Source organism: Paenibacillus camelliae (assembly GCF_023715345.1).
GTDB lineage: Bacteria > Bacillota > Bacilli > Paenibacillales > Paenibacillaceae > Pristimantibacillus > Pristimantibacillus camelliae.
In genome coordinates, this window is record NZ_JAMBNY010000013.1 from 22,444 (window position 1) to 36,057 (window position 13,614).

Sequence of the window (13,614 nt, forward strand, 5' to 3'; positions counted from 1 at the left end):
TCTCTCCTTTAGTACGATTATTAAAATTGGTTTAAGTAGTGCTTTTTAAGCCAGTTCATGCTTGTTGCAACGGATTCAAGCGGTGGATTCGTGCAAGAATCCTGCTCTACTATAATCCACTCTACATCGGCATCAGAAGCAGCCTTAACAATAGCCTCTAGTGGTAAATCGCCTTCTCCAAGCTCGACGGTATCAATTGTTTTCTCTGGGTCGCGGCTTTCCTTTAAGTAATCCTTCAGATGAAGCAGCGGCAGGCGTCCAGCATATTTTTGAATATATGCAACTGGATCAATACCGGAGAACTGTACCCAGCCAATATCCATCTCAACCTTTAGATCTTCTGCTGGTACACGCTCAAACAATGCTTCGAATACCATCTGACCATCGATTCGCGTACTGAATTCAAAATCATGATTATGGTACATTAGCTCGATTCCTTGCTCTGTACATGCTTTACCAATGGCAGCCAGATCAACAAGATGCTGCTGCCATGCTTCTACACTGCGAAGCTCTTCAGGAAGCCAAGGGCATATTGCATATTTGGAGCCAATCGTTTTCAAGTAATCAATCTCAGCCTGCAGGTTATCCTTTAAGCTGCTAAGCTGAATATGACAGCCAATTGCTTTTAGTCCAAGCTCATCAAGCAGCTCCTTCATGCGTGCTGCCGGAATATCACCATAATGGAAAAATTCTACACCCTCATAGCCTAATCCTGCCACATGACGCAGCGTACCTTCAAAATCTTCTGCTAATTGATCGCGAAGTGTATAAAGCTGTACACCAATATTCATTCTCTTCATTGTACACGCGCTCCTTATATTTCATGTTTATGTTGGATTTTGCTTTACTTGATATAAGTATAGCGCATACATCTGCAGAAAAACATTAATCGAATTAGCATAAACTTATGCGATTTTGTCATTATGATAGATCAGTAGCTTTTCGCGTCACTTTATTAGCAGCCCATTGCAGCAGTGGAAATACAATAAAATAAATAAAGAGCAATCGGAATAGTTGAAATAACGTAACAAAAGCCGGATCCGCTTTCATTGCGGTTGCTATTAAGCTCATTTGATCCATCCCGCCCGCTGCAGTACTTAAAAAGCTCGTTATCATATCAACCTGCGCAAGCTTTGCGAGTACAATCGAGCAGCCATAGCTAAATAATAATAGGATTAACGCGCTAATAAGTCCCATCATAATGACCTTCCAGGGGAGCTTAATCATGTCTGGCTTTAGCATAAGACCAATATATGCTCCTATAGAAAGCTGAGCAGCATGCAGCATTGAATCAGGAATCGCTGGTGGCTGTACCCCGAAAGCATTAATGACAATGCCTACAACAACCGGTGCTAAAAAATAGGCAACAGGCAGCTTAAGCAGCTTACCTAGCGGAACGGAAGCAAAAGCGAGCAGCACATACAGTGCAATTTTCCAAAACGGTTCTTCCGGGTGGTGTACAGCATCGGGTAGCAATTGACCGCTAACGATAAAGGGTACGATGCTGACAATGGAGAGTACCCTGATGACTTGAAAATATGTAACAGTGCCAAGGTCTATGCCCTTATGCTCCTCTGCAAACGTAACAGACTGCGATAATCCACCCGGTATGCTAGAGGTTAATGCAGTCATAAAAGACATTCCTGTTAGCTTTTGTGTAACGAATGCGAGCAATATACAAAAGAATAGCAGTACAATATTGAGCATCAGCATCAAGAGCAAATAATTTCCGATATTCAAAAATATTGATCTGGTAAAGGCTTCACCTATTGCAGCTCCTAGCAGCACTAATCCGCAGTTACGAAGCCAGCTAGGCCATACCCAGCTCGTTTTTGTTCGAATTGTAAGCTGAGCTAGCATGACTGAAAATATAGGTCCAAGCAGCCACGGCATCGGCAAATGAAGCAGCTGAAACAAGAGGACGCCAACTGAAGCTGAACCAAGCACCTTTATTATGGGGAGCAATTTCTCGCCACATCCTTTAGTTAAATATAGCGCTTAGGCGCTTTACCAGTATACCAGTTATCGCTCTTTAAGTTCCATACTTTGTCTATATGAAATAAAGCTCCAGATACCAGCATTGCCGGCATCTGAAGCTCATAAAAATTAATATTTACACTTAAGCTAGCTCGATTGTAAAGCTTGCATCGCCGACAGCACCAAGGCTAATAACGCCTTCCTCTACTTTTGCGTCAACGCCTGTAACTGCTTTAGCCGCTGCTTCACCTTTCACTGCTACAGAGAATGGTTTGCTTGCGCCTTTTACAGCTACAGTGATCGCATTCCCGCTACGAGAAGCTTCAACTGTCAATGAAACATTACCCTTCGCGTCGCGTACAACTGTGCTTGCTTGTGCACCATCCTGCAAGTTATGCAGCTGTAGCTGAACACCGTCAGCAAAATCATAATCAGGACGATCATTAACAGCCCCAATTGCAAGAATGCTGTTCTGACGAACGAATAACGGTAGACTCATGAAGTCGTAGGTTTCTGTTCTCCATACACCACCATCAACCGTTTCCCCAGTTAATAGATGGTTCCATTTACCTGCAGGCAAGTAGTACGTTACTTCGCCTTCTTCAGTAAAGATAGGAGCAACTAGCAAGGAATCACCAAGCATATATTGACGATCCAATTGCTCAACGGCAGGATCACCGTGGAATTCTAATACCATCGCACGCATAGATGGAATACCTTGCTCATGTGCTTGAACAGCAGTGTTGTACAAGTATGGCATTAGTGAGCTTTTTAGCTTCGTAAACTTACGAGTTACATCAACTGCCTCTTGGTCATAATCCCAAGGCACACGATAAGATTTGGAACCGTGAAGACGGCTGTGGCTGGATAGCAAGCCGAACTGCAGCCAACGCTTGAACACATGGCTTGGCGCTGTATTCTCGAAGCCGCCAATATCATGACTCCAGAAGCCAAAGCCAGACAAGCCTAGTGATAAACCGCCGCGAAGGCTTTCTGCCATTGATTCATAGTCCGCATAGCAGTCTCCACCCCAGTGTACTGGGAATTGCTGACCGCCAGCTGTTGCTGAACGAGCAAATACGGCTGCTTCATTTTTACCAAGCTTCTCTTCCAGCACTTCGAATACAACTTTGTTATATAGCTGTGTATAGTAGTTGTGCATTTTATATGGATCAGAGCCGTCAAAGTAAACAACGTCTGTCGGGATACGCTCACCGAAGTCTGTTTTGAAGCTATCAACGCCCATATCTACTAGCTCACGCAGGTAAGATGCATACCACTCACAAGCTGCAGGGTTTGTGAAGTCTACAAGCGCCATGCCAGGCTGCCATAGATCCCATTGCCATACGTCGCCATTAGGCTTTTTAACAAGATATCCGTTCGCTTTACCTTCCTCGAACAAGCGAGAGCGTTGAGCGATGTATGGATTAATCCATACACAAATTTTCAATCCGCGCTCCTTCAAGCGTGCAAGCATGCCTTCTGGGTCAGGGAATACAGACTCATCCCATTTGAAATCCGTCCAATGGAACTCCTTCATCCAGAAGCAGTCGAAGTGGAATACATGAAGCGGAAGATCACGCTCTACCATGCCGTCTACGAAGGAATTTACCGTTTGCTCATCGTAGTTTGTTGTGAACGATGTGCTCAGCCATAGACCAAATGTCCAAGCTGGTGGCAATGCTGGGCGACCTGTTAGCTGTGTATAGCGATCAAGTACACCTTTCATGTCTGGACCATCGATAATGAAGTATTCAAGCGATTCGCCTTCTACGCTGAATTGAACCTTCTTCACCTTCTCTGAAGCAACCTCTAAGGAAACTAGCTCAGGCTGGTTAACAAATACGCCGTAGCCTTTGTTCGTAATATAGAATGGGATGTTTTTGTACGTTTGCTCAGAGCTCGTACCGCCATCCTCGTTCCAAATATCGACCGTTTGTCCATTCTTCACGAATGCAGTAAAGCGCTCGCCTAGACCATATACCCATTCGCCAACACCAAGATCAAGCTCTTCGCGTACATACGCCTTATGCTTGCCTTCTTTAATGTAAGCCATAGATTTTTGCTGGCTGCCTGTGATGCGCTTGCCATTGCGTAGGAAGTCAACCTTCCACTCAGGACCTTTTGCAATTCGTACGCTTAGATTGCCGCTTGTCAGCATCGCATACTCTTCTGTTTCCTCGATAACTGCATGACTTTCAGCAGATTTGGATAGCTCAAAGTTAGGACCAACATCACGAACACCCGCATGATGAATAATTTTAACGCCAATGACACCTGGAAGCGGAGAGTGAAATTGAATCGTAAGCAGCATCGTATCTAGCATATTTGCACGTGTTACGATCGGACGTGGAGCAGCGTAAGCTGTAAGCACTCCATCCTTTTCATAAAAATCATGTGCTTGTACTGCGCCTTGAACATTGAACTGCTCATGGATTAACCAGTTTCCGTTTTGAAATTTCATAGGATCTGCACAACCTTTCTATGTGAAAATGTTTTGGACAGTAATATATGTGTTATACTTGCATTATAGTGATATTATTTCATTAAATCTAACAGAATAATGCTCAAATATAGCACTATTTTGATGTTTTGAAGAGAAGGTGAGTTGCATGGACTTAACAATTAAAACGAGCTTGAAGGAAAATAGAAGACATGGTAATGATTCCTTTCCGCTTGCCTCCTACTGGATAGATCAAAATATTGCAGGCGCACCGATACTCGAATGCCACTGGCATGATGAGGTTGAATTTTTTTATGTAATGGAGGGCGAAGTACTGTTCCAGCTCGACACGGACTATTTTCCTGTCAAGGCAGGGGAAGCGGTGTTCATTGATAGCGGGGAAATTCATGCTGGACATTCTTATAACAATTCAACCTGTATGTACGGTGCAGTTGTGTTTGATTCACAGCTGCTTTCAAGCTCCAGCTTTGATCATATACAAGCAAATTATATTGCTCCTTTTCTAGACCGTACGAAGACATTTCCAGTTCATATTACAGGCGATTCACGTTGGGAGCGTCAGCTGTTGTTTCAGCTTCGCGAGCTGCTATCGATCTGTGATCAGGGTGACCTCGGCTATGAGCTGGCGGCGAAGCAACAGCTGTACGCCATGCTGCACACCATCCTGCCGCAGGGCAGACATGTGAATCGAAGCAAAGGATTAAACAATGAAACGAAATCGCTACGCCTGAAAAAAGCGATCACCTATATTCAGCTGCATTATCATCAACCGCTAAAAATTGCTGAAATTGCTGGGCAAATCCCGATGAGTGAGGGCCAATTTATTCGTTTCTTCAAAAGCATGACACGTCAGACCCCGATCGAATACCTTAACTCGTACCGAATTCGCCGTGCAGCGGAGCTTCTGCTTGATCCGAGCAATAAGATCTCCTCTGTTGCGATGGATGTTGGCTTTGATCATATGAGCTACTTCGTAAAAGTGTTTCGCCAGCAAATGAATTGTACGCCATCAGACTATCGCAAACGAATGCTTCATGCGGGCGCTGAATCCTTAAAAGTATGATCAAATTTCTGGCTTCCATTCATTATGAGAAAACTTTCATCGGAATTTGTGGCATAATGCTCGAATATCATAGTTTTTTCAAAATTTTTTAAGGAAATATTAAGGTTTGCTCTTTACACTGTATATAAATCATCGCAGTGTTGGAGGTTGGTAACATGGCAACTACACTCGTATTCCAAAATAAAGCAATCCCTGTATATATGAGTGAACAAAATAAGAAAGCAATGCGCAAGCTTGAATCCATTCTTAATCGCAAATGGGAAACTGGCAAACAAGCGCTGAAGCAATGTCTAGCTACGCTGATCAGTATTGAGATCGTAGGCTCCGAGGCTACATTGCATGCGTTGACTGAACACCATACTCTTACTATTTCTCTATACTAAACATACTCTCTATAAGAAAAAGCCTTGGCTGAACTTCCGCCTTAAGGTTAGACATTCTCTAACCTTAAGGCGCCGTTCAATAGCCAGGCTTTTTTTGTTTATATCTATTTGTTTGGTTATACCTACATTAATGTATGAATTGCTATTGTATGAATTGCTATTTTTGAGCCGCTAATTGCGGTTCCTTTCTGTTTCCCCATAAGAAGAGCAATGTGCCGATCCAAGCAAACGTCGACGCGATCATTAAGATGACATCGATATTAAGGGTACCCGTTAATGAAGTTCCTAGTATTGGCCCAATAGACCCGCGAATCCCAAAAAACATAAGGTGGATTCCGAATACTACAGCCTCTCTACCAGGTGCAATCTTAAATATAAATGCCATAATGCCAATGTCCCAGATCGCTTCTCCAATCCCTTGGATGCCATTACCGAGCAGTACAGCTGGATAGGTTCCCCATAAGCTGTACAGCATAGGAACGATTGCGTACGCGCTTATGCCGATAAGCAGAATATATTTAATATCTATTCTATCTATCATAATGCCGCCTAGCCAAAAGGTTAGCAACAGCGCAACATAATAGGCTACACGCGCATAGCCGATCTCTACGTTAGTTAGCCCGAGAATATCCACTTGAATAATTTGATACAGTGGAATGGAGATCATATTGCCAAAGCCCGAAAATGTTGTTGCTATTAAGAAAATCGCAAGCAGCCGATTGCTTTTTATAAGCTGAAACTGCTCTATAATTTTCTGCTTGCGCCCTACCTTTGCCACCTCTTTAACGGCACTCGTCTTTGGAGCGCTGCCTTGCTTTGATACTTTAATAGAATTGAAGATACTAACCGAGATAAACCCAGCGATTGCGGCAGCAATAAGTGGACCACGTGGACCCAATATATCTGCCCAGCTTCCTACTAGATAAGCTAGCGGAATCATCAGCATACCCGATCCTACGCGTACGTATCCCATTAGTCGACCACGAATATTCGTTGGATATATCCGAGAGACTAGCGCTGCATAGGCAGGAGCTTGAATGCCCATTAGCAGCTGGAAGATAACCGCTGTCACCACGTATACATTGGGATCAGGAAATATTGCCGGTAGTAATAATAGCAAGCGGCCAATCATATTCGGCCATATCGTAAATGGCTTCGGACTGCTGCTTTTTTCGATCCAGGATGCCCAGATCGGCGAAAAGATTAAGCCGATCGCAGGTGCTGCCGACAATATGCCAACCTGTAAATTCGATGCACCCTCCTGAATCGCGAAGGCAATGTAAAATTGATTCATTACGACGTTAAATAAGCTAAAAAACAGTGTAGCAATAAAATCAACTCGAACGTTCCACCAAACTCGTGGCGGCATATGCATGCCTAAAGCATAATGATGATGAGGCTTATTTTGTTGTGCCATGCTCAGTTACCTTCTTTTTCAGATGATCACATCGATACTGTCCGAGAAGTAACATACTATATCTTTCGGCTTTTGTATAGTACCTACCAAATTTTTAATAAAGTTTCCTCGTAAATCTTTCGAGGCATGGAATATCTCATAAAACACAGCTGTTTCGCCGGAATTAGGTCTAGTTATGTGATTTATCATATAAAACGCAGCTGTACCGCCGTAAAACGCTCTAGTTATATGGATTATCATATAAAACGCTGCTGTTTCGCCGGGATTCGCTCTAGTTATGTGAATTATCATATAAAACGCAGCTGTATCGCCGTTATTCGCTCTAGTTATGTGATTTATCACATAAAACGCAGCTGTTTCGACCGCATTCGCTCTAGTTATATGAAATATCATATAACACGCAGCTGAACCACCCGAATTTGCTCTAGCTATGTGAATGCCTCTTCAACTGGCTCTTATTGCATAAAAAACAGCTGTTCCCTATTTGTTAATGGGAACAGCTGCTTCGTCGTTCATTTTAGGTTTGGTACTTCAGAGCTTTCGCTCATATCAACGCTTATTGCTGACCTAGCAGTATGCTAGCATATGGTGAATCGATTGGAATCATGATGACAGGCTCATTGCTTAGCGTCACGACATAGCTTTCTAATGTACGATACAAATTATAAAATTGCGGGTCTTTACCGTAAGCGTCGTTATAGATTTTAGCTGCTTCCTGCTCGCCTTCTGCAACGATTTTCTTCGCGTCTGCTTCAGCCTGAGCCATTAGCTCAAGTGCAGTACGGTCAGCCTTTGATGTAATTTTGCGAGATTCTTCATCACCTTCGGACAAGTAACGCGCAGCGATTGATTCACGGTCAGAAATCATCCGATTATAAACACTTTCCTTATTGCTCTCTGGCAGATCAGTACGCTTGATACGAACATCTACAATTTGGATTCCGTAGTCGTCACGCTGTAAAGCTACCGCGACGTCCTTAGTGATATCATCATTCAAATTACCGCGTGCGGTATTCTCGCTAATGATCTCATCGTAGTTTACTTCAGATAACTTACGACGGACTGAGTTATATACCGCTTCATCAATACGACGTGTACCTGCAGAAACCGTGTGACTCGTCTTAATAAACTTTTGCGGATCATTAATTCTCCACACCGTATAGTTATCTACGAAAATAATCTTTTTATCTTTCGTCATAATTTGAGTTGGAGCATTGACATAGGTCATCTGATATTTAGGTAGCGATGTAACGTTATCAATGAACGGAACCTTAAAATAAAGACCAGGCTCCTTCTTTGCATCAATGGCTTCTCCGAATCTCAGTATAATTTTATATTCGCCTTCCTTAACTACGAACAGCGAGCCAGCAGCAATAATAACGAATACGATAACAAGTGCTGCTAATCCATACCATTTTTTCATCTTATGCTCCTCCTTTACTGTGCTGACGATTGAGAATTATTGGTGCTTGGTGTTGATTGAGACTGACTTGTCGTGCTCGAGCTTGATCTTGCTGTAGAGCCTGAGCGATTCATCATCTCATTAAGCGGTAAATAATTCACAGTATCGCTGTTAGAGTTCGTAATGAAAATCTGAGCATTAGGTAGAATTTTTTCTAACGTTTCAAGGATTAAACGGTTTTCCGTAATATCCTTATTGTTTGAGTACTCCGCATAGATCGCATTGAACTTAGCAACATCCCCTTGTGCGTTCAATATACGAGATGCTTTCTCCGCCTCAGCCTGCTCAATTAACGCTTGAGCCTCACCGCGTGCTTTTGGAATACGATCATTTTCATATTTCATCGCATTGTTAATTTTCGTATTTTTTTGCTCACGCGCATTCGTAACTGCACGGAATGCATCCGAAACTTCACCGCTAGGTGGCTCGATATCCTGGAACTTCAGGTCAATAATTTGAATTCCTGTTTCGTACTTATCCATAAGCTCAACAAGCTGGATACGAGCTAGCTCTTGGATTTCTGTCTTACCGTCTGTGATGACATAATCCAGCTTCTGAGCACCAATGACTGAGCGAATGGAAGCGATAGACGCATTACGTAAAAAGGTTTCCGGGTTTTCGATATTCGTTAAATAATGCTTAATATTATTAATTTTCCAAGTGATAACCGCATCAGCTGCTACGATATTTTCATCACCTGTTATCATCATTGCCTCTTCCTCTACTACTTCATCTCCGCTGGCTGTTTCACGATAGCCAATAGCAATGTTTTGGGTTAGCTCAGCAGGAACGATTTGTACTTGTTGGATCGGATGCGGAAGTTTAAAGTGCAGACCTGAACCTGCTTCATGTGTAATTTTACCAAAGGTGTACACCGCTGCTCTTTCCCTCTCCTCTACCGTATAGAAGGACGTCGAACCAATATAAAGCAATGCAACTGCAACAATAGCAATAACGACAAATTTTCTTACTGACTTCATATTAACTTCTGGTTTATTATTGTTCGGTGGTCCCTGCTCTGGCTTAAATGTTTCAAAACTCATATGTTGTTCTCTCCTCTCTAGATTACTGATATGTTATACGGCATTTTCAACAAATGGTCACAGTTTTTTCAGCTTTATTTAAGGTTTCTTCAAAAAGAAAGGCATCCTGCTTGAGGATGCCCACTATTTAACTAACGTTAGCTTTACATTATTTTGTATTAAACAAAGAGATATACAGATCAATTCCACCCTGCTCATCGCTAAACGCGGCAAGCTCGATTTCCGTATATCCGATCTGCCAAGTTGTCGTTAGCTCTGCCTCACCAGCTGCGATGCTGTCTGCGAATCGTTCAACATCTTCATGATAATCAGCTTCATCATAGAAATAAAGCTCATCGCGGTACGGCTCACCAAAATGTGCTTCCAATTCATTATAAAGTGTACCAATGGCAAGCAAGTAGTCCATATTCGATTGAGCCTGCACATCAAACGTATAATCAAGGCTAAACAGCTTATCTCCATCAAAATAGTACGTAGGATATGCTGTAAAGCCAGCTATGTCAATCGCTTCATAGCGTATATGTGCTTTGTCTTGATCGATCAGCTCTAAACTTTCACTTTCCATAACGGAGGCAAAGCTGTCATTCCATTGCTGATCTCTAAGCCATACTGAAAGCTCGTTTTTTTCAGGAGCAGACGTTATATTAATCGTACGTTGCTTCCCATCCCAAACAACCTTTGCGCCTGTTGCCTCACTTATAAAGCGAATAGGCACGAGCGTTCTGCCCTTAAGTACCGTTGCAGCCGTATCCATTTTTACTTGCTTGTTGTTAATGTACGCAACATTTTCTCCGATTTTTAAATGCATTAAAATATAATCATTATAGCCCGTTACCATTTTTTCTTGCTGATCCCATGAATAATTCATTCCTAGTGCTTTGAACACTGTTGTGTATTGGACCAATGTGTTATTATTTGACATAATCGGGTCGACGTCAAATTTCACTTGCTTGCCATCAACAAAAACCTTAATAGGATCTGTCGGAGCTGCAGCAGAAGCTATACTAGCCGGTAGTAATAATGTGAGCATTACAATAAGTGCAAACCATTTTTTCATTAACTAAGCTCTCCCTCTCTAATTGAAATTGTATTGCTAGCATATAATCAAAACACGTATATCATACCAATATTTGAGAATAAAGTGAACGTATATGACCAATTCATCTCAAGGAGGAGATCCAGATCGAGTGGAATAAAAGAGTGTCAGAGCTTGAACAGCGCCTAGCAGCCGTAGAGCAAGAGCTGCAGCAGCTGAAAAAAAGCTCCGGGGGACAGCAGCAATCGCCCCCCCAGCAGACACAAGCAACAATACAGCAGGGAGCCCTTCACCCACCACCTGCAGCTGATTATCAGGGTAACCCTACAAGACAGCCACTAAATCAGCAACAGAGTATGGGCGGGCCACAGCAACAGGTGCACCGTAATGCTGATGGACAACAGCATTTGCAACAAAATCCGGTAGGTCAACAGGGCACTGGTCCAGGACAGCAGCATGTACAGCAGAGCGTCCATCCAGCGCAGCCACAGCATGCACAGCAAGGCGCACGTCCAGCGCAGCAGCATGTACAGCAGGGCGCAGGTCCAAGGCAGCCACAGCACTTGCAGCAGCACTTGCAGCAGATCGCACGACCAGCGCAGCAACAGCATGTACAGCAGGGCACAAGTCCAGGACAGCAGCAGCATGTACAGCAGGGCGCAGGTCCAAGGCAGCCACAGCACTTACAGCACGGAGCTCCTGGTCAGCAGCAGTATTTCCCGAACCATATGCAGCCTAATCTTGGCAATCAGCCAATTCCTAACATGGTGTCAAATCAACCTAATAAAGCATCCGGCCGAAGCATGGAAAACATTTTGGTGCGCTATGTACTTCCAATAGTATTTATCATCATCCTGCTTATCGGTATTCTTATGCTGTTTATAGCGGGCGTTGCTTTTGGTCTTATTACTGAGCCTGTTCGCTGTATATTAGGCTTACTGCTAGCAACCGCAATGTACGTAACAGGTATGCTTCAGCATCAGCGGAGCAAGCGACCCATACTCGGAAAAGCGCTGCTTGGAGGAGCTCATGGTGTCTTAATTATTACGATATCAATAGCTCATCTATCCTATGAACTGTTCGGTGTGGTCATAGCCGCTGCTTTTTATGTATTATCCTGTGCTCTTATTATCTATTCGGCTATTCGCTGGCGTTCCCAGCTGCTCGTATGTATCGCGATATTCTCAGCATATCTATGCGTATATCTAATCGATATTCAAAATGTACATGCGATTCCATACCTGCTTGTACAATTAGTTATTTCAATTAGCATGATGCTTCTCAGCTCAGCACTGAAATACCGATATGCTCACGGCATCGCATATTTTTTACTGCACTTTTCATTAATTATTACAAGCAACGTGCATTCGGAGGCTTCCAATGGCTTCTTGATTGCTGCATTGCTGGCACAGCATCTCGTTGTATTCATTCAATATATGAAACGAAAGCAGCTTCATGCTGAGTCTCATGTCATGCAGGCTGTTGGTGTGTTAGCCATCATAAGCTGGACAGCACATATTTACGGCGGTAAGAGCACGATTTTCCTGATCGTATCGATCATCATCGCAGCAGCTTACGCTGTAGCTATCTTATTTTTTGAACGTGGAGAAGCCAATGAGGAGCATGAACAGCGCTCACCATTCAAGCTACGTATTGAGATTAGCGCATTATTGGCGGCATTTGCGCTAATTTGCTTCTTTATAAATTTGCTTGGCACTCCATACACGAATCTTATTCTTTACGGTACCGGTGTCACGCTCGTTCTGTACGGCTTAAGGGATAACCTTAACCTGCTACGCTGGTTCGGAGCAGCAGCGCTAGGTATCGGCACCGTTAGTATTATGTTTGAGCCGCTTGATGCCATTCTCTCTTATGAGATGCTTTGCTGGATTGTCGTTCTTGCAAGCTTCCCAGTCATCTATCGTGAATGCAAGCAAACCCTACAATCAGAAGAGGCGCATAATCCGGCGAACGTTAAGGTATGGCTGTCAACCATCCTTTGGATTGAAGCTGCACTAGCCTTTTGGTTTATTACGATATTCGGTAATCTTGTAGGTGAGCTAATAGGTACGTCAGACTCAAGGCCATATTTTGTTTCTTTTGCATGGCTGCTCTACGCTATTATCGCCATTGCATATGGAGCGACTCGCAGTGCTGCACAGGCACGCTTAACGGGTATTATTCTACTACTCGTGATCGCATTCAAGGTCGTATTTATTGATATTACGTTCCTAAACATTCTCATTAAGTCCATCCTGTTTACGGTACTGGGCGGAGTCGGTATCTTAGTGTCCTACCTTCTCTATAATAAAACAGACGACCAAAATAAAACGCAGTAGGATTTGACTAAATAACTAATTAACAAAGCCGCTCATCGCAAGATGAGCGGCTTTTCTGCCTCTGTGGCACGACACAATAACTGCAGCTCGCTTCATTGCAGCATTAGATATTATAGCTGTCTGCAATCTAACAAAGCCTCATGAAATTTTATTCGTATCTTCGACAACGATATCCTCTATATCATCAATGTTGAACCAATCATCATCCACTCGAAATCGTCCATGTAATGTGCTAACGTTATTGACGATACCTACTACTTTAAGCTCCTCATATGGATCATACATATGGAGTGACAACGATATTTTATACTGCATACTTTGCCGTAGTGCATCGCTGATAAGCTCCCGCCTGTCTATAATTACCCTTTTCTTTAGCTTTCTTTCCATGATCTAACCTCCATTAAACAGAGCTATTAATATAATGGAAGGA

11 protein-coding genes are annotated in these 13,614 nt (G+C 43.1%); 3 read left to right on the forward strand and 8 right to left on the reverse strand.

Annotated elements, in window-relative coordinates:
* Positions 1 to 20 precede the first annotated feature (20 nt).
* The 3 genes from M3180_RS17540 to yicI form a co-directional block, all read right to left on the reverse strand.
* Positions 21 to 800, reverse strand: a complete 780-nt coding sequence (locus M3180_RS17540) for a sugar phosphate isomerase/epimerase family protein (RefSeq protein ID WP_251669879.1) — start codon at positions 798 to 800, stop codon at positions 21 to 23.
* A 121-nt stretch (positions 801 to 921) separates the two neighbouring features.
* Positions 922 to 1,965, reverse strand: a complete 1,044-nt coding sequence (locus M3180_RS17545; RefSeq protein WP_251669881.1) for an AbrB family transcriptional regulator — start codon at positions 1,963 to 1,965, stop codon at positions 922 to 924.
* A 154-nt stretch (positions 1,966 to 2,119) separates the two neighbouring features.
* Complete coding sequence (yicI, locus tag M3180_RS17550; RefSeq protein WP_251669883.1) at positions 2,120 to 4,441, reverse strand: alpha-xylosidase; 2,322 nt, start codon at positions 4,439 to 4,441, stop codon at positions 2,120 to 2,122.
* A 148-nt stretch (positions 4,442 to 4,589) separates the two neighbouring features.
* On the opposite strand from yicI, the gene M3180_RS17555 reads away from it, so the two are divergent.
* Together M3180_RS17555 and M3180_RS17560 are read left to right on the forward strand one after the other, a co-directional pair.
* Positions 4,590 to 5,504 (forward strand): AraC family transcriptional regulator, encoded by a 915-nt coding sequence (locus tag M3180_RS17555; RefSeq protein WP_251669886.1) that lies wholly within the window; start codon positions 4,590 to 4,592, stop codon positions 5,502 to 5,504.
* Between the two features lie 155 nt (positions 5,505 to 5,659).
* Positions 5,660 to 5,887 (forward strand): 3-dehydroquinate dehydratase, encoded by a 228-nt coding sequence (locus tag M3180_RS17560; protein ID WP_251669888.1) that lies wholly within the window; start codon positions 5,660 to 5,662, stop codon positions 5,885 to 5,887.
* 157 nt (positions 5,888 to 6,044) lie between these two features.
* Here M3180_RS17560 and M3180_RS17565 read toward each other — a convergent pair whose 3' ends face one another.
* The 4 genes from M3180_RS17565 to M3180_RS17580 all read right to left on the reverse strand — a co-directional run bounded on the left by M3180_RS17565 (position 6,045) and on the right by M3180_RS17580 (position 10,866).
* Positions 6,045 to 7,304 carry an MFS transporter gene (locus M3180_RS17565; protein WP_251669890.1) on the reverse strand — a complete coding sequence of 420 codons (1,260 nt, stop codon included), beginning with the start codon at positions 7,302 to 7,304 and terminating at the stop codon, positions 6,045 to 6,047.
* 556 nt (positions 7,305 to 7,860) lie between these two features.
* Positions 7,861 to 8,727, reverse strand: a complete 867-nt coding sequence (gene hflC / locus M3180_RS17570) for a protease modulator HflC (RefSeq protein WP_251669893.1) — start codon at positions 8,725 to 8,727, stop codon at positions 7,861 to 7,863.
* Positions 8,728 to 8,741: 14 nt separating this feature from the next.
* Positions 8,742 to 9,809 carry an FtsH protease activity modulator HflK gene (hflK, locus tag M3180_RS17575; RefSeq protein ID WP_251669894.1) on the reverse strand — a complete coding sequence of 356 codons (1,068 nt, stop codon included), beginning with the start codon at positions 9,807 to 9,809 and terminating at the stop codon, positions 8,742 to 8,744.
* Positions 9,810 to 9,957: 148 nt separating this feature from the next.
* The gene (locus M3180_RS17580) at positions 9,958 to 10,866 is read right to left on the reverse strand and encodes a copper amine oxidase N-terminal domain-containing protein (protein WP_251669895.1); all 909 of its coding nucleotides are present in this window, start codon (positions 10,864 to 10,866) and stop codon (positions 9,958 to 9,960) included.
* Between the two features lie 143 nt (positions 10,867 to 11,009).
* On the opposite strand from M3180_RS17580, the gene M3180_RS17585 reads away from it, so the two are divergent.
* Positions 11,010 to 13,184: a DUF2339 domain-containing protein gene (locus tag M3180_RS17585; protein ID WP_251669897.1), complete on the forward strand. Its 2,175-nt coding sequence runs from the start codon at positions 11,010 to 11,012 to the stop codon at positions 13,182 to 13,184.
* Between the two features lie 138 nt (positions 13,185 to 13,322).
* Here the strand turns inward: M3180_RS17585 and M3180_RS17590 are convergent, their stop codons facing one another.
* Positions 13,323 to 13,571 carry a hypothetical protein gene (locus tag M3180_RS17590; protein ID WP_251669899.1) on the reverse strand — a complete coding sequence of 83 codons (249 nt, stop codon included), beginning with the start codon at positions 13,569 to 13,571 and terminating at the stop codon, positions 13,323 to 13,325.
* Positions 13,572 to 13,614: the final 43 nt, after the last annotated feature.

Bases quoted from the DNA above. Each gene is read 5' to 3' on its own strand.
- M3180_RS17560 (WP_251669888.1), top strand. From the start codon at position 5,660: ATGGCAACTACACTCGTATTCCAAAATAAAGCAATCCCTGTATATATG.
- yicI (WP_251669883.1), bottom strand. From the start codon at position 4,441: ATGAAATTTCAAAACGGAAACTGGTTAATCCATGAGCAGTTCAATGTT.
- M3180_RS17565 (WP_251669890.1), bottom strand. From the start codon at position 7,304: ATGGCACAACAAAATAAGCCTCATCATCATTATGCTTTAGGCATGCAT.
- M3180_RS17540 (WP_251669879.1), bottom strand. From the start codon at position 800: ATGAAGAGAATGAATATTGGTGTACAGCTTTATACACTTCGCGATCAA.
- hflK (WP_251669894.1), bottom strand. From the start codon at position 9,809: ATGAGTTTTGAAACATTTAAGCCAGAGCAGGGACCACCGAACAATAAT.
- M3180_RS17590 (WP_251669899.1), bottom strand. From the start codon at position 13,571: ATGGAAAGAAAGCTAAAGAAAAGGGTAATTATAGACAGGCGGGAGCTT.
- M3180_RS17555 (WP_251669886.1), top strand. From the start codon at position 4,590: ATGGACTTAACAATTAAAACGAGCTTGAAGGAAAATAGAAGACATGGT.
- M3180_RS17580 (WP_251669895.1), bottom strand. From the start codon at position 10,866: ATGAAAAAATGGTTTGCACTTATTGTAATGCTCACATTATTACTACCG.
- hflC (WP_251669893.1), bottom strand. From the start codon at position 8,727: ATGAAAAAATGGTATGGATTAGCAGCACTTGTTATCGTATTCGTTATT.